Source organism: Bowmanella dokdonensis (assembly GCF_017254865.1).
Lineage (GTDB): Bacteria > Pseudomonadota > Gammaproteobacteria > Enterobacterales > Alteromonadaceae > Bowmanella > Bowmanella dokdonensis.
Genome location: NZ_JAFKCV010000004.1, coordinates 179,780 through 204,413, shown reverse-complemented (window position 1 = coordinate 204,413; position 24,634 = coordinate 179,780). Strand labels below are relative to the sequence as shown.

Sequence of the window (24,634 nt, the reverse complement as noted above, 5' to 3'; positions counted from 1 at the left end):
GGGCGAAGCCAAAGTGCCCGCTACCTGTGTTGCCCGTATTCGATTTAGCGCCACTAGACCTTCATACGGGCGCCTTGGTATCGAACACTTTGGCTTTCGCTGAGTGCACTAAAGATTAATCCGGTTGGTATAAATTCTGCGGCTTTAAACCTTTGCCGGCGGGGTTGCGACTAACCAGGGAATATTTATTGAAAATCGATAAGGAAGATTATGAAATTACTGACTCCCCTGCTCACTCTTAGCTTGTTGTCGGCTGGCAGCCTGGCCGCGCAGCACCGTGAACTGAGCGTCGACACAGACCAGTTAAAGGCCTTTACAGTTGAAGCCGGTGCCGGTGAGCTGAATATCAAGGGCGAGGAAGGCCGGACTGAGATTCTGGTCAACGCCAGCATCGAGACAGATTTTGGGTCAAGCCTGGACGAGGATGACTACGAACTGACCCTGGAACGGGACGGCGATACCGCCAGGCTGGTGGGGCGGATAAATGAAGACTACCGGGGCGAGGCCCGTATCCACCTGGAAGTGCTGATGCCTAAACGGCTCAGGTTGGATGTCAACGACGGTTCCGGTGAACTGCGGGTTGAGGACATAAGCGCAGATGTGAACATCACCGACGGCTCAGGAAGTACAGACGTCCGCACTGTCGCCGGTAACCTGCGGGTAAAAGACGGCTCCGGGGATCTGCGCATTGTCACGGTGGCCGGCGATGTGCATATCGATGACGGCTCCGGCGACCTCACCCTGCTCACCGTAGCAGGCAGCGCCCATATCATCGATGGTTCAGGTGACCTGGAAGTGAATACCGTCTCAGGCAATCTGACCATCGATGACGGTTCAGGCAGCATCGAGGTCAGCACGGTGACCGGGCTGGTGGAAGTGACCGACGGCAGCGGCGATATCCGGGTGGACGACGTGGGCGACTTCGATCTGCGTTCGGATGGTTCCGGTGGCGTTGAACTGACCAACCTGCGGAAGTAAAGAGTGGGTGACATCCTGGGACACAGAAAGATCAAGGTCAGACAAGTGCTCTGGTCCACGTCGGATCGGTGCAGGGTGCTTTCTTTTTCCCACACACTGTCGTGAAAAACCAACAAGACTCCCAGCTAAAAGCCAGCTACAGTAGACCTGCTTAAGTAGCTTTTACTGAGGAGTCTTAGGTGGATAGCGACAAGATTCTCGAGGAAATCGTCAATGTTGGCATTTCCCTGTCCAGTGAGAAGAATACCCGGGTTTTGCTGGAACACATTCTGCTGGCGGCCAAAAACCTGTCACAGGCCGATGGCGGGACCATCTATGCCGTAGACCAGGAAAACAATCTGGTCTTCGACACCCTGCTCAATGACAGCCTGCGGCTGCATTTTGGCGGCTCCTCCCCTTTGCAGGCAAGTTTTCCCCCCATTCCTATTTTCATCGACGGTCAACCCAATACCAAGGCTGCGGTGGCACATGCAGCGGCAACCGGCCAGGTCATCAATATCGACGATCTGTCCCAGCAACCCGATTACCAGCACTCTAATGCCAAGCGGATGGATGACGAATACGACTACCAGACCCGTTCGGTACTGACCATCCCGATGAAAAACCACGAGGGTGAGCTAAACGGCGTGCTGCAATTGGTCAACGCCAGGCACAACGGCGAGGTGGGACCCTTTTCGCCCGAAACCGTCAAGCAGGTGCAGGCCCTGGCTTCGCAGGCGGCGGTAGCGCTGACCAACCGCCAGTTGATTGATGCCATGGAGGAGCTGTTTCAGTCTTTCACCCAGCTTATCGCCAAGGCCATAGACGAAAAATCCCCCTATACCGGCGGCCATTGTCGCAGGGTGCCGGAACTGACCATGATGATTGCCGAAGCCGTACATCGGCACACCGAAGGGCCGATGGCGGAGTTCCGTATGTCAGATGCAGACCGCCACGAGCTGAATCTGGCCGGCTGGATCCATGACTGCGGCAAGGTTGCCACCCCTGAATATGTAATGGACAAGTCCACCAAGCTGGAAACCGTGTTTGACCGTATCACCCTGGTGGAAACCCGTTTCGAGCTGGCCAAGCGGGATGTGGAACTGCAATACCTGCAGCATAAGGACAAGGCAGACCATCCTGAACTAATGCAGCAGATGCAGGGGGAACTGGCGCAACTGGATGAGGATTTGGCCTTCGTTAAACAGGCCAACACCGGCGGGGAGTTTATGCGCCCCGAGGATCAGGACAGACTGGTACAAATCGGTCAGTCCCGCCAGGTACGCATCGGCACTGAAATGGTGCCGCTGCTGTCCGACGAGGAAGTCTACAACCTGCGCATTGCCCGCGGCACCCTGAATGACGAAGAGCGCGCCATTATCAACCGGCATATGGATATCACCATCGAGATGCTCGAATCCCTACCCTTTCCCAAGCACCTGCAGCGGGTGCCGGAGTTTGCCGGCGGCCACCATGAAAAGATGGACGGCACCGGTTATCCGAAAAAGCTCACCCGCGAGCAGATGTCGGTACCGGCCAGGATGATGGCCATCGCCGATATTTTCGAGGCCCTGACCGCCGCCGACCGGCCCTACAAAGAGGCCAAGAAGATCAGCGAATGCCTGACCATTATGGGACGGATGAAACTGGGCAACCATATCGACCCGGATCTGTTTGATGTGTTTGTCAAAGAGAAGGTCTACCTGGAATACGCAGAGCGTTTTCTCAAACCCGAGCAACTGGATGAGATCGATTTGTCGGCTATTCCGGGGTTTAGTCCATAGGACTGGTAATTGGTGAACCACAGAATCACAGAGAACACGGAGGGGGCTTGTTGTCTGTGTTTCACGCGGCGGCGCTGTGGGCGTAAAGTGTAGTCTTTCTCTGGAGTGGCACTGGTAACAGGCACTGCCGGATTGGCCTTCGCAGACACGCCGTGCACCCTTCCCTGGGGGCTTCGCTTCGACATCCTGTCTCAGAGAGTCTGCGAACGCCAATCCGACAATGCCTTCCCACCTTGTCCTTGGTTTTTTCCCTGTCAGCTTTGCACCAGACCGCCAGATAAAGCGACGGCTGATGAAAGCCTGCTCTTCACCTTAGGACAGGTGAGAGTTGGGAAGATCGGCTGGTTTGTGCCAAATGCGGTCTCTCTGCAAAGTGCAAGAACTGACCCCGTTCGCTCTTAAGTTAGCTTGGTCACATAGACGAGTAACTTTTTGGAGATAAAAAATATTGACCAGACAAAATTTTTGGTAGTAGGATTCAGGGCATCAAAGGAATGATGTCATGACTAGGATGGTCTGAGTTCTCCAAGTTTAGATCTATAGTCTCGTCCCTCAAGTCTCTTTGAAGATAGTTTTCCTCCAATTTTAAATGGTTTGTCTATGAGTTACCTAGAAGAAACGTTGATGGCTTGGGCGCCCTTCTTTTTGGTGTTTGTTTTTTGGTTTTTTCCAGTTTTGTATATTTGGAAGTCGAATAAAACATCAGGTACGGAAAAAAAGGTTTGGATTCTAGCTGTAATTTTTGCTAATTGGCTAGTCTGGATAGCATATATTTTCTTAGCGCCGATAGATAAAGAAGGAGGTGAGTAGAAAGTTTTGAACTGAGTTTTTCTGACATATGGATAATTGCTTTATTTTTATAGGAAATTAACATGAAGCTCATTTTTCTTATTCTATCTTTTACATCTGCTTTTGCATTTGGTGGTACTGCCATTGATGGAAATCCATCAAATGGTCTTCAAGTCATAGATCAGTGGATTCACGAGAATTCTTATTATGATAGTTTCACTGATGCAGTGTATGTTACGGATACGTCCACTGGCGCTGTTTCTAAATATAATGTTGAGCATTTTTATAATGGCGAGACTTACACTATTATAAGTCCGTCTACCACGACTACTCAGGAGCGTCAGGCTTTCAAGGACTTTTCAGACGGGATAAAAGCCATGTACGCAGATTTTTCTGGTGATGGTTTTTACCAAGTCCCCTCTAATCTAGTTTCAAATGGACTGGAGTTGGCTCGACATTCTTTCTATCAGAATGACTTTAAACAATATGCTGAGTCTAGGCTGAACGAAACCATGCTTGGCCTGATAGACAGGACTCTTGTGAATACAGCTTCTATACTTAATATAAACATCAAGGATGTAAAAGTATTTACTTTGGCAGATCAAAGTAAGATTACGGTTGAGTTTAAGTATACGAGAACGAAAACCTTGGTGAATATATTAAAGATTATCGACAAATACAATAACACGATTGGAATGACACACCAAGAAATCCAGTATTCAAGTTATAGAGTAGATACCAGTGATTCTGACTACTTAAATGCATTGCTCTCTTATTTACAGTCCATGGGTATGTCGATTAATGCACCAACAGGTAATGGGCTGACTCCGGTAGTCACGGTTATTGAGTGCAACTCATCAGGTTGTGAATCAGCTAACTAAAATCTTTAGTTACACAAAATTGTGAGGTTACTTTTGCAACCTTGAATCTCTCCGGGTTTGTCGGAGGCTAATTATCTTGAGAGAATTAGCCAATGATAAAGAGAGTAACCTATTCCCCTGAATTGCGTGAGCGCGCAGTTCGCATGGTTTTGACATCAGAGCATGAGCACTCATCCCGCTGGGCGGCTTTGGTGTCTATTGCCTCTAAGATCGGTTGAACTCACAGTCTGAAGCAGACGGCCACGCCTGGTCTCAGTAAAGACCGAAACTCGCTCAACCCCGCCATTCAAAGTGTCACCAGTAACCAATTTCTCTCAGTTTGTCTTCAGAATTTTCGTGACGAACAATCTCTCACCTCTACAAACAGGTGAAGAGCCAGCCTTAGGCAGTAATCTTTGTTCTGGTATTCTTGGCGTCTATGCGTCCTCTGCGCGAGTAAAATGGATGACAGCCAGGGGACATCAGCTGTGACTGCCGCTAGGACCAAAATACAAGCTTAAGTGGAATAAAACGAAAGTAGGATAAAAAGGGTCGGAATAAAAAGAGTCGGAATAAAAAGGGTCGCATCCAAATTAACCATTCAGATTGCCTTTACCGACTTTAGAAATCAAACAATCCGCCACGCCAATGTCGCCTATTCGCTCTTTCCAGACCTACAAGTGCCGTCAAAATCCAGTTCCTCTCAGTCTGTCTTAAAAAGTTTCATCTGCCGTCGCCGAGTTCGACGGTCTGGCTGCAAACCCCTTACTTACAAACAGAGAAAAGGCTGGGAGGCAGTGTCGGATTGGCCTTCGCAGACTCTCTGAGACAGGATGTCGAAGCGAAGCGCCCAGGGAAGGGTTTACAGCGTGTCTGCGAAGGCCAAGCCGGCGCTGCCTTTTTACCTTCTTTGTTTGGATCTGAGTATTAATGCTAAGGTCAGCTAAAGCAGACTCTACTTCACTTACTGGTATGCACAAAGGTGCCGTCCCAGTCTTCCGGCGGAGGAGCTTGCAGATAGCTTTGCACCCGCTGCAGATAAAGTCCGGTCAGGGTGCTCAACGGATTATCGGCAGGAAGTTGTTGCAGGATCCGCCGGGCGGCTTCGAAGTCCCTTTGCAGATAGGCTTCAATGGCCTGGTTAAGCTGACTGCAGAGGGTGCAGAACGCCTCTGCTGCTGATGGATTAATCGGCATACACAGCCGGATAGGCCGCTGCTTGCCTTTGACCCTGACCTTGTCCACCAGCAGATAATTGAAATCACCGGCCAGGGCCCGGGTCGATTCGCTGACCAGCACCTCCACCCCATAGAATTTGGTCAGGCCTTCCAGCCTCGAGCCCAGGTTTACCGCATCGCCGATGACCGTGTAGCTGCGACGGAAATCCGAGCCCATGTCGCCCACATTCATCTCACCGCTGTTGATCCCTATGCCGATGCTCGCCAGCGGCTGCTGCTGGGCAGCAAAGGACTGATTGACCTGCTCGAGGGCCTCCAGCATGGCGAAGGCCGCCTGGATGGACTTGCTGGCATGTTCAGGCTCTTCCAGCGGCGCCCCCCAGAACGCCATCACCATATCGCCCACATATTTGTCTATGGTGCCGTCGTTTTCCAGAATCGCCTTGGTGACGGGCGAGAAAAACTGATTCAGCCACAGCTTGAGCTCCTGGGCGGTCATGCCCTCTGAAATGCTGGTAAAACCGCGGATATCGCTGAACAGCACCGACAGGGTTTTCTTTTCCCCGGCCAGGCTCACCGACCCAGGCTCATTAAGCAGTCGGTCGATATGAGCCGGCGGCAGGTACTGGGCAAAAATATTCCTGACCCGCTGGCGGCGGCTGGCTTCGGACAAAAAGCCGTAACAGATGAAGTAGGCGGACAGTACCAGTACCAGCACCAGCGGCATCACCATGGGAAGGTCCATCACATGCACCTGCCATAGCCACAGGTTGAAGCCCACCACCAGCGCCAATAGCAATAAGGTGGCGGCGAAACTGGTCCAGGGGCTGAAGCGTGGCAACAGCAAAATACACAGCAATCCCAGCAGCACCAGTTGCACGGCCAGGGCGCCGGTCGCCCAGTCCGGCCGGTAGGGCAAGTGCTGTGGCGAGATCAGGGCGTCAAACACCGTGGCGTGGATCTCCACGCCGGGAAAGGTCAGGGACGTAGGCGTGGCACGTAAATCCGCCAGGCCGGTGGCCGAGGTACCGACAAATACCACCGCCTGATCGAATCTGTTATCAAGTATCCTGCCGCTTAGCACATCAGCCGCCGAACTGTAGGGATAATCACGAGCCGGGCCGCGAAAAGGGATCTGGATGCGGCTTTGCTGATCTGTCCTGATCAGGGCGTTGCCGACCCGGACCCCTTCCAGTTGTGCCTGGCCGGCTACTTGCACCCAGCTTGGCTGCACCCGCTCCACCAGGCTGTAGACACGGAAAGTTTCCAGCGCCAGTGAGGGGTAAAGCTGCCCGTTCATTTCCAGCAGCAGCGCCGCCCGTCGGGTCAGTCCGTCGGCGTCCGCATCGGCATTCATAAAACCCTGGCCGGAGGCGGCTTCTGCCAGCACCGGAATAGGTCCCGCATGGCCCTGATAGGATTTAATCTGGCCCGGTATGGCGCCCTCTGGTTGGGCAACCTTGCCGGCAAGAATCTTTCCGCTTTGCAGTTGTGGATGATGGTGAAACAGGTTGGCCAGCACCGCTTCGGTTTCGCCCAGTCGCCGGGCAAACTGTCGATCCGCGTCCATGGCCTGGGCTTTATCCCTTAGCCTCTGCCATTGCTGCTCAGGCAGTTCTCCTGCCTGATACCACTGGGAAAGTGCCTGTTGGACCTGATTGTCCTGGCGTTCGGAAAACAGAATATCGAAGGCGATCACCAGGGCGCCGGCCTGGCTAAGCTTATCGGTCAGGCGGGCAAAGTCCCGCCTGTCCCAGGGCATACGGCCGACTTCATGCAGGCTGCGCTCGTCGATATCCACAATCTGGATATTGCTGACGCTGCGAGGCCAGGGGGGCAGGTACTGGATCTTCGCATCGTACAGCAGGCCTTCCAGGCGCAGCAGGGTCTGCTCCATGCCCTTGGCGGGAAAAAACTGCAGGATCAGACACAGCAGTAGCAGCAACAGCGGTAATAACCACAGGGCCAGAAAACGTCGACCGACTACCGTTTTTTTCACGCCCTGTCTGACTCCGGACACAACATGGCTACTGCACCTGTATGCTGGCCTGGGCAAGGCTGATCAAACCAAAGCTGTCCCTGACCTGGTAGGTAAAGCTGTCCTGACCGGTAAAGCCCGTGGCCGGGGTATATTGAAAGCCACCGCCCGGCTCCAGGGTCAGGGTGCCATGGGCCGGCTCCTGCACCAGAGTCACCGTCAGGGTCGGCAGGCTGGCCTGGTTAGCCAGACCCAGCTCAAAGACCTGCCCTGATGTGGACGCCATCCAGATCAGGTCGCCACTGGCGTTGACTGCAAGGCCGCTGATAGTGCCCACTCCGGCAGGGAGGGGGAGGGTGCGGATTAACGTCCCCTGGGTATCATATTCGGCCATCTCGCTGCGGATGCTGCTGACCAGGTAAAGATGGCCGGTCTGCTGATTGACGCCAATGTCGCCAAAACTGACCGAGTACTGCTGGGGATCCAGATTGAAACTGCCCAGCACCAGGCCGCTCTGCGGGTCAATTTCGGCCACCCGGTTGGCCTCGGCACCTGCCGGCACATTGTCCTGAATCAGGAACAGGCTCTGACTGACCGGGTTGTAAACGCCGCCCACTACATGGCTGCTGCCAAATTCCGGATCCAGTTGAGCCAACAGCGTGCCGGATTGGGGGTCTATGGCATAGATCTCGGCAATCCCGGTCTCGCCATTGATCTGTAACAGTGTGCCCTGGGCCAGTTGAGTGTCGCCCAGCATCAGTCCCCGTGGAGCCACATCCAGGTCTACATCATTGGCCGCCTCACCCTGGGAGGTAAAGCTTCCCTGAGGTGTCCCCTGACGATCCAGCACCTGCACACTGGCGCCAAAAGACGGATAGAGGTACAGCAACTGCCGGTATTCATCCACCGCCAGGCCCACCAGGGACCCAATCCCAGGATTCAGGCTGTTTCTGATCACCAGGCTGTCGCCCTGCAGGGCCCCGTCGGCATCCAGATCGTTGGCCAGCACTCCCAGCCCCTCAACCGTCAATACCTGGTCCATACCCGTCAGAAACTGATCATCCTCCGCCTGGGGTGCGCTTTGCCCTTCCACCAGTGCGATACCAGGAATGGTAAATTCCAGCCTGTCCAGGGGGGCGGTCAGACTGGCATCCACCACTTTGCCCACCTCGCCTATGCTGCAGGGATTACCCACAGGTAAGCCGTTACAGGTAACGGGATTGGTAATAAAGGCAAAAAAGTCGATTGATTCATCAAATGGAACAGCCGGGTACTGAGCCTGAATAATTCCACCCTGATCGGGAAACAGGCTGAGCGCAAAGGTGGCTCCGCCTACATCATAAAACTGCAGGGAATTACTGTTGGGCACCACGGATCTGGCCAGTACCGGTGAGGGTCCTATCCCCGGATAGGTCATCACAAAAGCATAGCTGCCCTGTGCTCCTGGTTGCTGGCCGCTGAGGTCGGTTTCTTCGTAACGTCCCACCATGGTGCAGCGGGTGTCAATCACCTGAATACAGTTGCCGATGCGGTAGCGGCCGGTGCCAATCTGACCGCCGGCGGTTTCCTCACCCAGGCCGGTATACAGAAGGTCCCCAGTGATACTAAGGGAGTCGCCAAGAATATCTCCGGGAATGGCGGTGACTTCAATGCTGACCTCGGCCTGGCTTACGCCGCCGTTGCCGTCCAGCACGTCATAGGTAAAGCTGTCCTGGCCGACAAAGCCGGGATCCGGGCTGTAGGTGAAACTGCCGTCGCCGTTCAGATCCAAAGAGCCAGACACAGGCATCACTGCAGGAGTAGGATCCACCGTCAGCGCATCGCCATCCGCATCGCTGTCATTGGCCAGCAGACCGCTAGCCTCAGGCACCATGAGCACCTGATCCTGCAACAGGCTGTAGCTGTCATCCACCGCATCGGGCGGATTGTTGATACCCGCAGCGGTCACATCCACCGTCACCTGGGCCTGGGCGCTGCCCCCCTTGCCATCCAGCACCGTATAACTGAAGCTGTCCTGGCCGGTAAATCCGGCGTCAGGGGTATAGCTGAAACTGCCGTCAGCCTGCAAATCCAGGCTACCGGACGCCGGCGGTGAAGCCGGCTGGTTGGCAACGGTCAGCGGGTCGCCGTCAGGATCCAGATCATTGACCAGCAGTCCCGAGACTGCAGGCACCACCAGGGGCTGGTCTTGTGAGGTACTGTAGGCATCATCACTGGCAATAGGCGGAGCATTGGGCGGTGCATCGGGGGCAGGAAGGGTTATCTGTCCGCTCAGGGCACTTTCGCCGGCGCCGCTTAAGCCGGTAACCAGCAGATAATAGGTTTTAAGCGGGTCCAGGCCGGTAAAGGATTGCGGTGGCTGGCGCACCGCCAGTCTGGCCTGGCCATCCGGCAATTGCCGGTAGGTGCTGCGGTTAACTCCCGACTGGCTGGCCAGGTAAAGGTTATAACGCAAAAGCCCCGGACTGCTCTGCCAGCTAACATCCAAGGAGGTGCCATCAGCACTGCGGGACACCTCTACTGTGCCCAATGAGGGAGGTTGCCAGGTGACGGTGCGGTTGTCCAGCGACGCCACATTGCCCTGGGTGTCCATGGCCCAGAGGGTCAGGGTCAGCACACCCGGGTTCAGGCCCGAGATGGCCGGATTGATATCGGAAAGGGTCCGTCTGAAATTGGACTGACAGACATCGCGGCTCTGGCACAAATACAAACGGGCGGGCTGTTCATCAAACGTGATAAAGACCGCATTCAGGCCATCGGAGTCTGCAACCTGCACCGATACCAGCAGGTTGCCATCGAAAGACTGTCCTGCGGCCGGGTGCAGGAAACTGCCGCTGCTCTGGGCCGCCTGCACACTCAGGCTAAACAGGGTTGTTATCAGCCAGACAAGCAAGATTCTCATATGATGCTCCTTATGGCTGTTCTGTCAGCACAAAACCGCCGCCGACCTGCACCGAGGGGTTATCCAGCTCAAACAGGCTGAGATTACCCAGGATGGCCCTGGCATCGTCCACCAGCAGGGCCTGGATATTGCCATCGGCCAGATTGTTGCCATGGCTGGCAAAGTTCACCACCAGATCCATGGACTGGCTGTCCAGCACCCCGTTGAACACCGCAAACCACTCACCGCCCGAATCGGTAAAAGACAGATTACCGCTGGGCACCCAGGCGCCATCAAAATTCACCTGCATGCTCATACTGAGACTGGATAAAGCCCCCTGGCTGCTGGTAAGGCTATGGCTGGCCAGAAAATCGAAAGTGGCTTCGCCGCTGCGGCTGATGTCGCTGCCCTCTCCCGGCGTCCACTCACTGACCAGTCGCTCGTTGTCGAAAAAGTCACGGCCGGTCAGATCATAGCTCAAGGATGGGGCCGGTTCACCCAATTGCCTGTCCGGCGCTTCCACACTGAAGTCCAATTCAGCCTGTTGGGCCAATAACCCTGTGCCGTCAGGCTGGTTATGGCCTTCGGCAAACAGCGCCGGTGCACCGATCAGAAACTCCACTTCACCGTTGGCCCTCACGATGGCAAAGCGGTAAGGCTCGTCGGGCCCGAGGGAAAAACCGGCGTTTTTACCAGGTACAGTGACCTGCACATCAATAATGCCCTGCCAGCCGGCCAGATACAGATCGCCCTGTACCAGCCTGGCTTCGTAATGGGTGCCCCGCACGCCGATGGTGGCTACCGGCGTATCCATCTGATACTGGCCCTGGGCATGTTGCAGCGCTCCGGTCACGGTGCGCAGGCCGCCTTTGAGCATGGACATGGAAACCGAGCCTTGATGGGTTTGCTCATTGTACAGGTAGTCATGGATAGCCAGCTCGGTTTCCGGCTGCATGGACAATAGGCCGCCATCCAGCATACGAAGCTGGGTGGCGCTTTGTGCCCCGGTGCTGACCCGATCCACCTGAAATACCGGCGACGCCCTTTTCAGCGCCCTGGTTTGCTGCTCAGCACTGGCCTGCACCTGCCCCCTGGCCATAATGGCCTTGCCGGCAGGGGCCAGTTCAGCCTGAACCGGCAAGCCAAGCCCCGCCAGCAGCATCAAACTGCATGTCAGTCGTGGGTCAGAAAACATAACGGGCTCCTGTCCAGAGTTTGGTGCGCTGGTATTGGTAGAGTGTCAGGTCGCTGTCGTTATCCAGATAGGTCAGGTTGGTGGACCATTGCCACTGGTTGTTGAAGCGGTAGCGCAATTCCAGTTCGGCACGCAGGAAACTGTCCTTGCGCACCTCGCCAAACAGCGGATGGACGGCTTCATAATCCGCATCCAGATAGTCGAGACTGATACTGGTCAGCCACTGGCCAGCAAAGGCATGACGCCATTGATAACCTATCCCCTGATAGTCACGGCTGTTGAAATCGCTGCGGGCCAGATCGGCATTTTCCCGTCCCCAGCGCAGCAGCAACTTGTGTTCGCCACTGTCGGTGACAGCCCCTATCCAGCCGTCAGCCATCAGCACCTGCTTATCCAGCTCAGACAACTGATCATACTGCTGATTGGCCAGGGTCAGATCCAGACCAAGTTGCCAGCCTTGTCGCCATGGCCGCAGCACTCCGGCCTTAACGCCGTAGTAGTCCAGATAGGCTTCACTATCTAATCTCAAGGGCCGGTAGAAGGCCTGGGCATGCATCTCATAGCTGCCCAGCCGGGTTTCATAACCGCCCTGCAGACTGGCATAACTACGTGACCACACCGCATCGTCGCTGAATTGAGCATGCAGTATTGAGGCCAACAGATTGAAGGCTGAATGCTGATCCTGCGGCACTATCCACTGCACCTGGGCCTGGACATCATAGTAGCTGCTGCTGATTTCGCGGCTTTGCTCAAACAGCCTCACCTGGCCCAGCAGAGGAATATGCACAAATTCGTCTTCCACCCCGCTGTTGGGGTTCGAATCGTGGCCTAACCCCACCTGCACCCAGTTGCGCCAATGTGGCTCCGTGGTTCCCTGCCAGCGTTGTATGGTATCCAGGTAACGGGCCACGGAATCTGCCAGGGCGCCGTCCAGGCCGCTTTGCTGCAAACGTTCGAACTCACGCTGGGCAGCCGGCATATTGCCCACCTCGAAGTAGGTGCTGGCCAGAGCAAACCTGGCGGCAGCGGAGTCAGGCTGGTTGTGCACTGCCCGCTCGAAGGCAAACAGGGCTTGGTGGACAAGACCATTACCACGGGCAGACAGGCCATAAAGGTAATCGAAGCGGGGGTCTCCCTCCCATTCAGGCAACAGGCGATTTGCCAGTTGCAACGCGGACTCGAAATCCTGTTGTTGCACCAGATCGGTCAATGATTGAAGGGAAGAGCCCTGCTGAGCAGATAAGCCGGGGCTTGCCGTAATGAGCGCCAACACCAGGGCGGCGCAACAGGAACGCAGTGTGACCTGATTCATTATTATTTTTGCTTACAGCTACTGAAGGTGTAGTTGAAAGTTTAGCCAGAAAATATTCTGATGGAAGAAAAACTTCAGCGTATTTTCAGCAGCTTAAGTAAAAGCGGCCTCGCGCCGGTACACCGGCTCAAGGCGCCCTATCTGCCAGGGCAGCAAGGTCGGCCGCCAGGGATTTCTGTGGTTTTTCGACGATACGACCCACTTCTTCCCCCTCACTGAGCAGAATAATAGTGGGCGTGTAATGAAGCTGATACTGACGGTTGAGACCGGAGGGCTCCTGCTTGTGCCTATCTACCGCCACCAATTGCAACCAGGCAATCTTAACCTGGGATTCATCCAGCAACTTTAGCAAGCGTGGCACTTCCCTTTCGCTGTCATGACACCAGGTGCCAAACATGACGATCAGTCCTTTGCCTTCCAGGCGGGCCATGGCGTCCAGATCATCCCCGTCAGGCTGGTATTGCCGGTAGGCCTCGGCAAATACGCCATAATCCTGCAGTAATTTGTCCGGGTCGACCGAGCCAATGGCATCACCCGGGGCCGACTTCTGGCCTGTTGCCATGCAGGCGCTGAGTAGCAGGGCTGAGATGGCCAAGAGCAAACCTAGCTTCCGTTTCATAACTTGTCCTGTTTGGTGCGGGTTAACACAACATCAGGCGGCCGCAGCCGCCTGACCTGTCACTCCTGTGGATACAGATGCTGCCACCACTGGGGCTCGTCTTTCAAATGTTTATCAAAATACGCCAGGATGGTGGACCACCAGTGGAAGGTCTTGTCCCGGGTCAGAATATGGTGATTGTCCCCCTTATACTCCACCAGTTCCACGTCCTTGCCGAGAAGTTTCAGCGCCGTATACATGTTCTGGCTCTCGCCGGGCGGCACATTGGTGTCTGCGTCGCCGTGGATCAGCAGCATGGGATTGCTGATTTTATCCGCATGGAACAAAGGGCTGTGCTGGCTGTACAAGTCGGCATTGTTCCAGGGAAAGCTGCCCCTGGAAGCAACGCCGGAATAGCCGAAGCCCCACCACCCCTGCCCCCAGTAAGAGGTGATGTTGGAAATCCCTGCATGGGAGATGGACGCGGCAAAGATATCCGTCTGGGTGGCCAGCCACATGGTCATGAAGCCGCCGTAGCTGGCCCCGATATGCCCGAGCTTGTCCGCGTCCACATAAGGGTGGGCCTTCAGGAATGCCTGTGTCCCGGCAATCACATCCTCGGTGGTGTCATCCCCCCAGGCGTTCACATGGCGGGCCGACATGTCCTGGCCATATCCCGTGGTACCGGTGGGTTGCAACACATAGACCACATAACCATGGGCCGCCCACAAGTTAAAGGGATAGCGGCCGGTAAAGCCACGGGTCACCGGTGCGGTGCCGCCATAGTAATAGATGATGGCAGGATACTTGCGGTTTTTGTCCAGGTTGTGGGGTAAATACACTCGCCCGTCTATGTTCTGGCCCCGGGCGTTAACGAAGTCAAATTCCTCCAGTTCAGGTATCCGGGTATCGGCGTAGTAGTTGGCAGAATCCCAAACCTTCTCTGCCTTGCGGCCCAGCTTTTGTCGATACAGGGCTTGAGGAATGGAGGTCGTGGTGCCGGCATACAGAATCTGTGGCTGATCCCCCTCACTGGCCGCCCAATGCTTGACCACGTCAAGTTGCGGGGTCAGCTCTTTATATTTCTGTTCACTGGCATCGTACCAGACAAGCGGCACACGGTCGGCCTTGCCGACTTTGAGCAGCAGATCGTCATTGTCCAGGACCTGCATGGCGCTTATCGCCGGATCATAACTTTTCGACAATGCCTTCACATTACTGCCGTCCAGGGCCATATGATAAAGCTGCCCGTCGTAGTCATTGGCCGTCAGTCCCTCACTGACATTCAGCCCGGCCCCACCGGCAAAGTTGGGGCCCCCGAGCACGTACAGGCCGCTCTTGGCATACCGGGCATCATTCAGCGCCCGGTACTGGCCAATCTCGCGTTCGGTAAGGCTGGCCAGGTCCAGCTCATACAGACCGGACAGGCCATGTGGCGGGGAACTGTAGTCCACCAGGCTACGCCCTATCAACAGCGTACCTTTATCCTCATTGACATCCAGCAGACTGGAACTGGCCTTGTCATCGGTCAGTTGGCGGATAAAACCGCTGTCCAGATCCAACTGATACAACTGGCTGTTGTCACGCCAGCCGCTCCATCTGTCTTCCAGCGCCTGGTAGCGTTTCACCAGCTCGCCGTCGTCCTTGCCTTCCTGATTCCAGGCAAACACCAGACTGTCGCTGTTCACAAAACGAAAGCCACTGGCATCCTTAAGCTCACCACTGATGACCCGGACGGACAAATCCTTGAGATTCATTGCTTGAAGTTTGTCATGCTGGCTGAACAGCAAATGTTGCTCATCCGGAGAAAACAGTGCATTGGCCGGCGCTGAGTCCCAAACCTGCTGTACCTGCATATCTTTCACTCTGACCAGTTCGGTGCGGCTGACCGCCGTATCCTCCTGCTCAGGGGTAAACCGCCTGTAGCTGACCAGGGCATAGGCGCCTTTTGGGGAGACCTGCAGGTTGGACACGACCGGACTATCAAACAGTTGCCGGGCAGACAGGCGTCGCTTGCCTTGCTGCAGGGTCACTTGGTCGGATGCTTCGGCCCCGGTAAATTCGAAGCCGGGAGACTGGCCGGCGACCACCTCTTCGGCCACCACCAGTAACTGGTAGTCACCCGTTGGCAGGGCCAGTTTAAATCCCTTGTCCTCTTTTTCCTGTTTCTGGCCGTCAACAAACAGCTGCACCTTATCCAGCCCGGTAACGGACAAATGACCCGTTGTAAAGCCATCGACCCCCAGTTCCATCCTCGACAGAATCAGCCCGGCAGCGTCGGCCTGGACAGGCTCGAGGGGCCGCCAGGAATAAGATTGGCCGAAGACAGTGAGTTTATCGCTATCCAATTCCGCCAGGGCAGTCTGGATATTCCTGACAATAGCATCCTGATGGGGGCCGGCTTTTGTTTCACCCAATGGGATGGGGCCAAGCATTTCTATCCGGGCAGGATCCAGAGACGCCGCCCAGGCGGGCATAACCAGCGCCGCCATCAGGCTGCAGGCCAGACTTCTAATCGAAGCGGTTGTTTTCATTATTTTTCCTTGCTTGCTTAGGAGGAGAAAAAGCATACCAGACACCCATCTGCGACGCTCGTCCAACCGGCGCTGCCGGTGCGCCTGTTATCGCCGGAGATCAAAGCCTCAGCGGCATTGCTGAATCTCAATCGCTTTAAAACCATACGGATGGCGCGATCCCTTGTTCGTTCTGCTCAGGGAAACAACTGGATTATTCCAGTCTCGCCGCGCATATCACCGACCATCCAGATTTGCTCGAAAGGATGTTGATCAGGCACCTTGATATGATGCTGCAGCGACTGAATTTCCTCTGTGGTCCAGGCCGGATGAGCATTGCGGATCACCAGCCACACCCGTTGGCTTTTATATTGTTTTAACGACTTGTTGGCCAGAATCCGATTCAGCGCCTTCAGCAAACGGGGATAAGTTTCTTCGTACTGTTCCAGCTCCTTTAACTCCTGGCGGGTACTGTCATCCAGTTCCCTCCCCAGAATTTGCATGGCTTCCTGTTCGGAGCCGTACAAGTGGGCGATTTCCAGATCCAGACGGCTTCCGTTTAAATAGCTTGAGACATCCGGTTTCTGTGGCCGGTTGTGCCATATATGGCGGATTTCTTCACCCGTATTACGCTCATACCAGCGCATAAACAGCCGGGCGGCTTCATGTTCAAGTGCGACTTTCTCGGATTCGCTGTTCTGATAAGACGTCATCGGCTACCGCAAGGGACAAAGTAAACAGGGTTATGCAAAAGCTCAATCAGCGTCCAGACTTTTGTGCCGATGATGCTCACAAACAGCGCAATCAGCCTATCGGCATCGGGCACAGCGAGGAGCAAATATTTTGACTTGTCAGCGATCATTTAGGGACTCAATCCCTTGTTCCTTGAGTCTTGCCACTCCTTCTTTCATCGCCCTGACCTGCTCAACTGAATGCCCCTGCCAATTTGCTACTTCTCCGACGACTTTAAACGGATGGACGGAGCGATAGGACATTATTGGGTTACCGGGAAATTTCCTGTCGGTTAAGTCAGGATCGTCTTCAATGGGACCGGTGGCCTCCACCAGGTAAATCCTTTCCCGCCCTTCACCAAGGGCCAGCTCAGCGCCCCAGATGGCAGCATCCAGCGTTGCCGTTAGAAAGATGTACCTGGCTTGTTTCCTCTGTCCAAAGTTTGAGTTGCGTCCGGCTTCCACCAGGCTACCAATCTTCAGGTCAGCCTTAGTGCCATGGAAAAACGTCTGAGAAAAAGGCGTAGCCTTTGGTGAATTTAGCTTGGTCATAGGTTTCTCAGTGGTCCCCTTGGTATGTTGAGTGCGGCTGCTTTGCCGGACCGCGACTGCGATGACCGCTTTAGCAGGCCAGTCAAAATCCAGTATCAGTCTGAAACCATTCGTTCTTACATGCTCTCACTGTACCCGGCTTTCTCCCATTTATACAACCACTTATCCCCATTCTAACGCAACAGAACCGATATTCCTGCAGTGAAAGACGCGCCACTGCGTCACCGGCCCTCTACCGTCATTCGGGCCAGATCTGAGTTCTTCGAATCACAGGGGATTTTCGTAGTCGAAACGTTGCCCTGCGTCCCAGGCCTTACGATCATTGCCCTGATTGGGGATGCCGCCCGCTGCCTTCAACATCCGCGCCAGGTGCATGCAGTTCCAGGTCATGATGGTGGTGTTCCGTTGGGTGAATTCATTGTCGAAACCGGCACGGCCGCCGCCTTCAAGCTGATCGCCATAGGAAGAGCCGGGGCCCGCCTCGCCTATCCATCCGCAGTCGGCTTGCGGGGGGATGGTATACCCCAGGTGGTTGAGGGCAAATCCAATGGTCATCGCCGTGTGCTTGATCCCGTCTTCGTTGCCGGTGATCACGCATCCTCCTGTCTTGCCATAGTAGATGGACTGGCCTTTGTCGTTGAGCTGCGCAGACATGGCGTAGAGGCGCTCGATCAATATGCGGCAGATGGAGCTTTCCTCCCCTAACCAGATGGGCGTCCCCACGATAAGTATGTCCGCAGCTTTGACTTTTTCCCATAGCTTGGGCCACTCGTCTTTCGGCCAGCCGTGTTCTGTCATGTCGGGGTAGACGCCGGGCGGACAATCGTGCGCGGCCAGATGCAGATGTTCGACGGCCACCCCTTGCTTGCTCATGATGGCCGCCGAGGCGGCGAGGAGTAATCCGGTATGACTTTGCTCATTGCTCCTTTTGAGCGATGTGTTAATAAACAGAGCGCGAAGATTGGTGAAACCCTTCATCCCATCCCTCCGAAATAATTGAGATTACCTACTCATCCTTGCCATAGAGTTTTCGCAGTTCCTGCTTGGCTTGCTCCAGGATATCCAGTTGATCCTTGTCCAGGTTCTTACCTGTACGGTTGATATAAAAGACGAGCATGGACATGGCTGAGCGAAAGGGGTCGGTTTTGCGCTTATCGCTGGAATCGGCTGACTTTTTCAATGACCTGGCTATTTTCCTGGGGTCTTTCCAGGTAAAAACACCCTCTTCCAGATCCAGGGAATCGCTCTTTTCGGTGACGTCCTGTGACCATTTTTCCTCAGACGAATTATTCTGTTTATTTGCCATAAGGGTTGGGCCCTCCATACAGCTTTACCTGTAAAAATAGGCTAAGCACGGCGTGATTCAATACAAAACCGGTTTAAGCAGTGGGCTGTTAAACAGTTGAACTCTGTTGACCAGTGATGCCAAACAGCAATCGTAATAACGAAAGGGCAAGTTTCCAGGCAGGCTGTTAGAGCCAAGCAAGCTGTAGCTTATCTGTTTTTTGTGGGCCTCGATGAATGCCAGGGCCTGTCATCCGGGAAAATATTCACCGGATAGAGACCCTGAAAACGATTCAGGCCGCCGGGTATGTGAGAGGTCCGGAAACAAGTTAATCCAGACTCAGGTTTAAGATCTGGGACGCTTGAGGTAATAGACCAGCCCGGTGGTCATCAGCAACAGCGGCAATAAGCCGGTCAGCAACAGCGGGATCTTGTACCAGTTACCCCCCACGGCGGCGATATGCAGGGGGTAGATAGCATTGCTGAGCTGATGGCCCTGCCCCAGGGATTCGGCTGTTCGTGCCAGCAATACCTGGCGGGTACCCGGTTCCAATATCAAGACGCCGCGTCCGTTCGGATGCCATTCATCGGTTGCCTTGGCCCGGAAGCTCACCGCATCCGTCTCCTGCTGGCGAAAACTCAGTAAACGGAAATCCATCTGCGGCCAGTGGCGGGTCGCCACCTGCAGGATTTCCGGCCAGTCGGTGTCAGCCAGCGGCCAGGGAACAGGTTCCCGGCTCGGCATCTGCAGGGGCGGGTCGGTAAATAACCAATTCATGCCTGCCCTGAAAGGCCCATTGAACACCATCAATACCCCGGTCAGGGTCGCCAGCAGTAACAGCGGGGTAAACAGGCTACCCAGGCTGGTGTGCCACTGGCGCAAAGTACGCAGGTTGAGCTTAGTTAGCGGCAAGCGCCAGAGCTGGCGACGAAACTGCCGGGGCCACCAGAGATAAAGCCCCACTCCGATGAGCGCCACAATCGACAGGCCCAGATAGCCCAGGATTTCGTGACCCAGTTCACCCAGCAGTAAGTGGAGGTGGAAGTCGTACAGCCAGCCGATCAAATCGCTGTGGGGCGCGCGCACCAGCAGCAGCTCGAAGCCCTGGTCGTAATAATGACGAATATCATCATGGGTCACAGCCTCCAGCCATAAGGCATCGGCGGCCGGTAGCTTGGCATAGCGAAAGGCCGGATCTTGTTGCAACTGATTGAGCAGTGGCCCCCAGTGGGTCACGGACGCCACCGGCCCGGCCTGTCGCAGCTCTGGATACTGCCAGGCCAGCAGCGGATTCTTGTACAGCAGCAGCGCACCACTTAAGCTGACCAGCACAAACCAGCTGCCGGCCAGCCAGCCCAGCCAGCGATGCACCGCCTTACCGTTCATTTAGAACGCCAGTTGCCAGGTCAGGCTGACCGTGCGACCCATACCGGGAAAATAGCGGGTCGGCGCCGGGTTGGTCTGACCATAGTAGGTGATGTACTGCTTGTCAGTGAGGTTTTCCAGCCCCAGGGTAAAGCTGCCCCACTGGCCATGGTCGTAGCGTAGGGATGCGTCCAGGGTCAGATAGCCCTCAAAATCCTCGCCCGGTTCAAAGGTCATATCAAACAGCTTATTCAATTGCACCCGGCTGCTCAGATCCGGATTCCAGGCATGCTGCCAGTATAAATTCAGTCGCTCGGGACTGATGTTGGCCCCGCCAAGATCACTATCCACCACGCCGTCATCGTCGCCATCATAGCGGCCCTGGGTGCGTGCGTAATTGATACCGACGCTGCTGGCCCCGAAGTAAAACTGCGCCTGGGCTTCAAAGCCGGAGATCTCGGTTTTTTCCCGTTCCACACTATAGATACCATCGGCGTCAGCCTGCAGGCGCGATCCCAAATCCGAATCGGACTGGAAGTAGCTGGTCTGCACGCTAAGCCAGTTATTGGCATAGTCCAGGCCGATTTCTCGGTTATCCGATACCACAGGCTGCAGGCTCAGGAAGGAAGCGACCGACAAGCCGGGCTGGTTGATGCCTCGAAGGACCCGGCCCACATCCGGCATGCTGAAACCTTCGCTGTAGCTGGCAAAAACACGCAGTTCAGGGGTAATTTGATACACCACACCCAGGTTGCTCAGAAGTTCATTGAAGCTCGGCTCTCCCCCCTCGACAAAGGCACTGCCGTAGGACGCCAGGGTGGTAAAGTCATCCACCTTCAGCTTGCCATATTCGTAACGGGCCCCCAGGTTGAATACCCAGTCTTCCAGGCCGTCGTAACGCAACTGCGCAAAAGGTGCCAGGTTATTAAACTTAGCCTCTGGTACCCACTTTCGACCAGTCAGAGCCAGCTCCTGGAAGGTTTCGTCGTTCAGCCAGTCCAGACCCGTGACCAGATCCAGGTCCGTGCCGCCCAGATTCTGTTTAAACCAGGTCAGGCGGCTGCCCAGCTTAGTGGACTTGTTCTGCGACTGATCATAAATGTTCTCGCCCAGGCTGGGATCCTGGAAGGTACCGAAGGTACCGCCGCCATACAGAGCAGCAAAATCCTGCAGAAACCATTGCCAGGTCAGTTGACCGCCCCACAGGTTATCATTCTGGTAGTCCAGTGACGCGGTGGTGACCTTGTTCTGCGGCGCCCCGCCCTGGATTTCACCACGCTCGGCACTGGTTGGGACACCTGCATCGACATCGCCGTTTACTACAACGTAGTCGCCATTGCCCTGGATGTCGTAGTGGTTGACCATCAACTGAATGCTTTGCTCGGCGTCGAGTGCATGTTTGACCTTGACAAAAAAGTCCTGGCTGTCTGAGTCCTGGGTGTCGCCCTGGGTACCGTCCACGCCGATGAGATCGCCATTGCCGTCCCGATACATGCCGGTGCTGGCCAGGGAAACGCCCGCCACCAGCTCGGTCTGCTCACCCTCGTGACTGAACAGGTAACTGCTCTTGAAGCTCTGGCTGTCGCTGCCGCCGGAGGTGGGTGCCGAAAAACCCAGGCTGACCTGGTGGGCTTTACCGCCTGCCGATTTGGTGATGATATTGATAATCCCGCCGCTGGCGCCCATGCCCTGAATAGCATTGGCACCTCGGATCACTTCGATGCGTTCAATCATGGCCGGATCGATGGTCTTGCCGTCCCGCGAGCCGTTGCGCAGGGGATTGGACTGAGGCACGCCGTCAATCATGTACAAGGGCTCACGGCCTCGCAGCGTCTCGCCTGCCGAGGTCAGCTTCTGACGACTGGGTGAAAAGCTGGGCAGCAGATTGCCAAGGATCTGCGACAGGTCCTGAGTGTGGGCCAACTGGGCCTGGATATCTTCCTGGCTGATCACACTGATGGCCGCCGGTACGGTACTGACCGGGTAGGCACCGCGGGTGGCGGTCACAGAAACACGCTCGATATCCTGCTGGTCAGCCTGGCTGACAAAGGAGAGGCCCATAAGGGGAATAAGATACTTGGCAGACATAGAATACAACCGTTAATGAAAACGGTTCGCATTTTATTATGTCATCAAGAGAATACAACCACACAGAGGCATTATTCCCAAAATTGTTGATCTCGGTCAGTCTCTGACTGCTGGGGGGATGGCTTGAGGCCGCCCGGATCGGCGGCCTTTGGAGGATGTTATGAGGCCTTGTTTGGAATAATCCTCAACTCAACCCGCCGGTTGGTCTGGCGGTTGGCATCCGAGCTGTTGGGTACGACGGGCTGGTACTCACCCATGCCCTGAACCTGCACCCGACGCTCATCAATTCCCTGCTGGGTAAGGTAGTTTTTCACCGATCTGGCCCGGGCTTCGGAAAGGGATTGGTTGCTCTCGGCACTGCCCACATCGTCCGTGTGTCCCTCCACCACCAGGAAGGTTTTCTCGTACTTGTTCAGTACTCTTGCCACATCATCCAGCACCGGATAAAAGTCCCCGGCGATATTGGCGCTGCCGGTGGCAAAAGTGATATTACCGGGCATTTGCAGGCGCAGATTATCTCCTTCGCGGTACACCGACACGCCGGTGTCGGCCAGTTCATCACGAAACTCCTGTTCCTGCTTGTCCATGTAATTGCCTATTGCTCCGCCGGCAATGGCGCCGGCCAGCGCTCCCCAGACATAACGGCTCTTGGCATTGTCTCCGGTACCTTTACCCAGCAAGGCGCCTGTCACGGCGCCAATCGCAGCACCCTTTTGCGTATTGGTGGCATTGGAGGCGCAGCCTCCCAGCACCATGGTCGAGAGAGTCAAAGCGATCAGTGTTTTCTTCATCCTGTTGTCCTTAATATCTAAGTTAATCCTGTTGTAACCTTAGCCTGAGAGAATTAATCCAGGCTGAACAACTATTTATTCTATCTGCCAAGCTACGGATTTGCTTATGGCTATCCCATTTAAAGGAAAAAGCACTTTGGCCGCATTGGCCAACCAGCTATATTGGGACTTTTGCCGAACATGTGAAGGAGTGTAGATGAATAACGCCCAAGAGGCCCTTTCCCGACTCAAGGAGGGCAACCGCCGATTTGTATCCGGGGTGCGCAGCCTCGATACCCTGCTCAGCCAGAACCGACGCAGTGAAATGGTCACCAGTCAGACGCCCTTTGCGGTGATCATCGGCTGTTCGGATTCCCGGGTACCGGTGGAGATGATTTTTGATCAGGGCCTGGGTGATCTGTTCGTTATCCGGGTAGCCGGCAATATTGTCGCACCGACCCAGATAGGCAGCGTGGAATTTGCCGCCGAACAATTCGGTACCCGCCTGGTGGTGGTGCTTGGCCACAGCCATTGCGGCGCCATTCAGGCCACTTTGGATCAGTTGCGCCGCCCAATGGAAAGTCAGTCCAAGAATCTGCGCAGTATAGTAGAGCGCATCAGCCCGGCCGTATCCGGCCTGCTTAATACCAACCTCAAAGACGATCCGGCCGAGCTGGCTCATCAAGCCATGCAGGCCAATGTGCGTATGTCTGTCAACCTGCTTAAAAGTGGCTCGGCCATCCTCGAACAGATGGTGCAAAAGGACGGCATGCTGATAGTGGGCGCCGAATATTCACTGGAAACCGGTGAGGTCAGCTTCCTGTAGCCTTTACCTGTGCAGACTGTTGACGTCGAAACAGATTGATCAGATTCATCTGCACTATGGTTCCCTCGGCATATCCGTAGTTGTTTAAATAGGGGTAGGCGTTGACAATTGTTCGCGCCGCCTCAAGTATGGCATCGCGAGATGGTTTGCCCTGTTGCAAGTTGGCCGGCTCAGTCATCATCGTCTGGAAGGTCTGCCGGGTATGGTATACGTAATCGGCCTGCATCTGCAGCAGGTTGAGGGCCCCAGGATCCCCGTGTCCACCGTAGAGAGTGACCTGCCTACCCTGATAGTCTGCCTGTAAGGTGGCAAACTGCCTGAGGATATTGTCCAGATTACCTTGCCCCACATAATAATGATGATGGGCCATCAGTATGTCACCGACAAATAAAGAGCGGCTCTGTGGCTGGTAAATCACTGTCATATTGGCCGCTTCTCCCTCGCCAAGATCTTGTACCTCAAACGCCAAATCTCCCAGTTGCAATGGCGCTGTGGTATCAATCAATTTATCGACTTTCGGTGGCCCTCCCAGATAAATATCGCCGGCAAACTGCTCGGCAGAATTCTGTTTAAATTTGGCAAAATCCGCCGCCAGGGCATCCGCCGTCGCCGCCGTGGCGTACACCGGAAAGTCGCCGAGAACCCGCTTCAGCTGCGGGATACCCGAATAATGGTCAGAATGAGGATGGGTCAGGATCATTCCCAGTACCGGGCGCTGCTGAGCCTTGAGCAAGGCGGCAAAATTCTGGGCATCCGACTCACGTAACAGACTGTCGATAACCACTATCCCTTTATCGCCGACCAGCCAGTAGGCATTGGTCCCCCAGTCCTGTTCACTGGTGGTATACCGCTTTACCTGAATGTCTGCAGCCTGTGCGGTCATCACTGCGGCTAAAAAAGCGAATAACAGTGTTTTCATTAGTCTTTATCCTCAGTTAAGCAATCTGAGCCTGGGCGATACGCTGCCAGGCG

Annotated in this window: 18 protein-coding genes and 1 pseudogene; 5 read left to right on the top strand and 14 right to left on the bottom strand. The window is 55.1% G+C overall.

Features of this window, described 5'->3' with window-relative positions; all coding sequences use genetic code 11:
* The first annotated feature begins 210 nt into the window (after nt 1-210).
* The 4 genes and pseudogenes from J0A66_RS09000 to J0A66_RS08985 form a co-directional block, all read left to right on the top strand.
* Nucleotides 211-978, top strand: a complete 768-nt coding sequence (locus J0A66_RS09000; protein WP_206573466.1) for a DUF4097 family beta strand repeat-containing protein — start codon at nt 211-213, stop codon at nt 976-978.
* A gap of 179 nt (nt 979-1,157) precedes the next feature.
* Nucleotides 1,158-2,741, top strand: a complete 1,584-nt coding sequence (locus J0A66_RS08995) for an HD domain-containing phosphohydrolase (protein WP_206573465.1) — start codon at nt 1,158-1,160, stop codon at nt 2,739-2,741.
* Between the two features lie 872 nt (nt 2,742-3,613).
* Nucleotides 3,614-4,411: a hypothetical protein gene (locus J0A66_RS08990; protein ID WP_206573464.1), complete on the top strand. Its 798-nt coding sequence runs from the start codon at nt 3,614-3,616 to the stop codon at nt 4,409-4,411.
* Between the two features lie 92 nt (nt 4,412-4,503).
* Nucleotides 4,504-4,626: pseudogene (locus J0A66_RS08985) on the top strand (IS3 family transposase); the annotation flags it as partial.
* Between the two features lie 724 nt (nt 4,627-5,350).
* Here J0A66_RS08985 and J0A66_RS08980 read toward each other — a convergent pair.
* The 13 genes from J0A66_RS08980 to J0A66_RS08920 all read right to left on the bottom strand — a co-directional run bounded on the left by J0A66_RS08980 (nt 5,351) and on the right by J0A66_RS08920 (nt 22,857).
* Nucleotides 5,351-7,567, bottom strand: coding sequence for a CHASE2 domain-containing protein (locus J0A66_RS08980; RefSeq protein WP_206573463.1), 2,217 nt, complete (start codon nt 7,565-7,567; stop codon nt 5,351-5,353).
* Nucleotides 7,568-7,595: 28 nt separating this feature from the next.
* Nucleotides 7,596-10,448: a cadherin-like domain-containing protein gene (locus tag J0A66_RS08975; RefSeq protein WP_206573462.1), complete on the bottom strand. Its 2,853-nt coding sequence runs from the start codon at nt 10,446-10,448 to the stop codon at nt 7,596-7,598.
* A gap of 10 nt (nt 10,449-10,458) precedes the next feature.
* Nucleotides 10,459-11,622 carry a FecR family protein gene (locus J0A66_RS08970; protein ID WP_206573461.1) on the bottom strand — a complete coding sequence of 388 codons (1,164 nt, stop codon included), beginning with the start codon at nt 11,620-11,622 and terminating at the stop codon, nt 10,459-10,461.
* Nucleotides 11,612-12,934 carry a tetratricopeptide repeat protein gene (locus J0A66_RS08965; protein WP_206573460.1) on the bottom strand — a complete coding sequence of 441 codons (1,323 nt, stop codon included), beginning with the start codon at nt 12,932-12,934 and terminating at the stop codon, nt 11,612-11,614. Before J0A66_RS08965 ends, J0A66_RS08970 begins: the two co-directional genes overlap by 11 nt.
* Nucleotides 12,935-13,061: 127 nt before the next feature.
* Nucleotides 13,062-13,553 carry a thioredoxin family protein gene (locus tag J0A66_RS08960; RefSeq protein ID WP_206573459.1) on the bottom strand — a complete coding sequence of 164 codons (492 nt, stop codon included), beginning with the start codon at nt 13,551-13,553 and terminating at the stop codon, nt 13,062-13,064.
* 59 nt (nt 13,554-13,612) lie between these two features.
* Nucleotides 13,613-16,066 (bottom strand): S9 family peptidase, encoded by a 2,454-nt coding sequence (locus tag J0A66_RS08955; protein WP_241264108.1) that lies wholly within the window; start codon nt 16,064-16,066, stop codon nt 13,613-13,615.
* Nucleotides 16,067-16,242: 176 nt separating this feature from the next.
* Nucleotides 16,243-16,758 carry a hypothetical protein gene (locus J0A66_RS08950; RefSeq protein WP_206573458.1) on the bottom strand — a complete coding sequence of 172 codons (516 nt, stop codon included), beginning with the start codon at nt 16,756-16,758 and terminating at the stop codon, nt 16,243-16,245.
* A 138-nt stretch (nt 16,759-16,896) separates the two neighbouring features.
* Entirely contained in the window at nt 16,897-17,328 is a 432-nt protein-coding gene (gene arr, locus J0A66_RS08945) for an NAD(+)--rifampin ADP-ribosyltransferase (RefSeq protein ID WP_206573457.1), read from the bottom strand.
* A gap of 267 nt (nt 17,329-17,595) precedes the next feature.
* Nucleotides 17,596-18,306 (bottom strand): flavodoxin family protein, encoded by a 711-nt coding sequence (locus J0A66_RS08940; protein ID WP_206573456.1) that lies wholly within the window; start codon nt 18,304-18,306, stop codon nt 17,596-17,598.
* Nucleotides 18,307-18,334: 28 nt separating this feature from the next.
* Entirely contained in the window at nt 18,335-18,634 is a 300-nt protein-coding gene (locus tag J0A66_RS08935) for a DUF3175 domain-containing protein (RefSeq protein WP_206573455.1), read from the bottom strand.
* Between the two features lie 324 nt (nt 18,635-18,958).
* Nucleotides 18,959-19,999, bottom strand: coding sequence for a PepSY-associated TM helix domain-containing protein (locus tag J0A66_RS08930; RefSeq protein ID WP_206573454.1), 1,041 nt, complete (start codon nt 19,997-19,999; stop codon nt 18,959-18,961).
* Nucleotides 20,000-22,066 carry a TonB-dependent receptor gene (locus J0A66_RS08925; RefSeq protein ID WP_206573453.1) on the bottom strand — a complete coding sequence of 689 codons (2,067 nt, stop codon included), beginning with the start codon at nt 22,064-22,066 and terminating at the stop codon, nt 20,000-20,002.
* A gap of 158 nt (nt 22,067-22,224) precedes the next feature.
* The gene (locus J0A66_RS08920) at nt 22,225-22,857 is read right to left on the bottom strand and encodes a YiaD family glycine zipper/OmpA-like lipoprotein (RefSeq protein ID WP_206573452.1); all 633 of its coding nucleotides are present in this window, start codon (nt 22,855-22,857) and stop codon (nt 22,225-22,227) included.
* Between the two features lie 196 nt (nt 22,858-23,053).
* Here J0A66_RS08920 and J0A66_RS08915 point away from each other — a divergent pair, with 196 nt between their 5' ends.
* The gene (locus J0A66_RS08915; RefSeq protein WP_206573451.1) at nt 23,054-23,662 is read left to right on the top strand and encodes a carbonic anhydrase; all 609 of its coding nucleotides are present in this window, start codon (nt 23,054-23,056) and stop codon (nt 23,660-23,662) included.
* Here the strand turns inward: J0A66_RS08915 and J0A66_RS08910 are convergent.
* Nucleotides 23,649-24,581 carry an MBL fold metallo-hydrolase gene (locus J0A66_RS08910; protein ID WP_206573450.1) on the bottom strand — a complete coding sequence of 311 codons (933 nt, stop codon included), beginning with the start codon at nt 24,579-24,581 and terminating at the stop codon, nt 23,649-23,651. The two genes, J0A66_RS08915 and J0A66_RS08910, sit on opposite strands and share 14 nt — an antisense overlap.
* Nucleotides 24,582-24,634: the final 53 nt, after the last annotated feature.

What these genes read in the sequence shown, in the direction of transcription:
- J0A66_RS09000 (WP_206573466.1), top strand. Translation starts at nt 211, where the DNA reads ATGAAATTACTGACTCCCCTGCTCACTCTTAGCTTGTTGTCGGCTGGC.
- J0A66_RS08990 (WP_206573464.1), top strand. Translation starts at nt 3,614, where the DNA reads ATGAAGCTCATTTTTCTTATTCTATCTTTTACATCTGCTTTTGCATTT.
- J0A66_RS08975 (WP_206573462.1), bottom strand. Translation starts at nt 10,448, where the DNA reads ATGAGAATCTTGCTTGTCTGGCTGATAACAACCCTGTTTAGCCTGAGT.
- J0A66_RS08970 (WP_206573461.1), bottom strand. Translation starts at nt 11,622, where the DNA reads ATGTTTTCTGACCCACGACTGACATGCAGTTTGATGCTGCTGGCGGGG.
- J0A66_RS08965 (WP_206573460.1), bottom strand. Translation starts at nt 12,934, where the DNA reads ATGAATCAGGTCACACTGCGTTCCTGTTGCGCCGCCCTGGTGTTGGCG.
- J0A66_RS08960 (WP_206573459.1), bottom strand. Translation starts at nt 13,553, where the DNA reads ATGAAACGGAAGCTAGGTTTGCTCTTGGCCATCTCAGCCCTGCTACTC.
- J0A66_RS08955 (WP_241264108.1), bottom strand. Translation starts at nt 16,066, where the DNA reads ATGAAAACAACCGCTTCGATTAGAAGTCTGGCCTGCAGCCTGATGGCG.
- J0A66_RS08950 (WP_206573458.1), bottom strand. Translation starts at nt 16,758, where the DNA reads ATGACGTCTTATCAGAACAGCGAATCCGAGAAAGTCGCACTTGAACAT.
- arr (WP_206573457.1), bottom strand. Translation starts at nt 17,328, where the DNA reads ATGACCAAGCTAAATTCACCAAAGGCTACGCCTTTTTCTCAGACGTTT.
- J0A66_RS08940 (WP_206573456.1), bottom strand. Translation starts at nt 18,306, where the DNA reads ATGAAGGGTTTCACCAATCTTCGCGCTCTGTTTATTAACACATCGCTC.
- J0A66_RS08935 (WP_206573455.1), bottom strand. Translation starts at nt 18,634, where the DNA reads ATGGCAAATAAACAGAATAATTCGTCTGAGGAAAAATGGTCACAGGAC.
- J0A66_RS08930 (WP_206573454.1), bottom strand. Translation starts at nt 19,999, where the DNA reads ATGAACGGTAAGGCGGTGCATCGCTGGCTGGGCTGGCTGGCCGGCAGC.
- J0A66_RS08925 (WP_206573453.1), bottom strand. Translation starts at nt 22,066, where the DNA reads ATGTCTGCCAAGTATCTTATTCCCCTTATGGGCCTCTCCTTTGTCAGC.
- J0A66_RS08920 (WP_206573452.1), bottom strand. Translation starts at nt 22,857, where the DNA reads ATGAAGAAAACACTGATCGCTTTGACTCTCTCGACCATGGTGCTGGGA.
- J0A66_RS08915 (WP_206573451.1), top strand. Translation starts at nt 23,054, where the DNA reads ATGAATAACGCCCAAGAGGCCCTTTCCCGACTCAAGGAGGGCAACCGC.
- J0A66_RS08910 (WP_206573450.1), bottom strand. Translation starts at nt 24,581, where the DNA reads ATGAAAACACTGTTATTCGCTTTTTTAGCCGCAGTGATGACCGCACAG.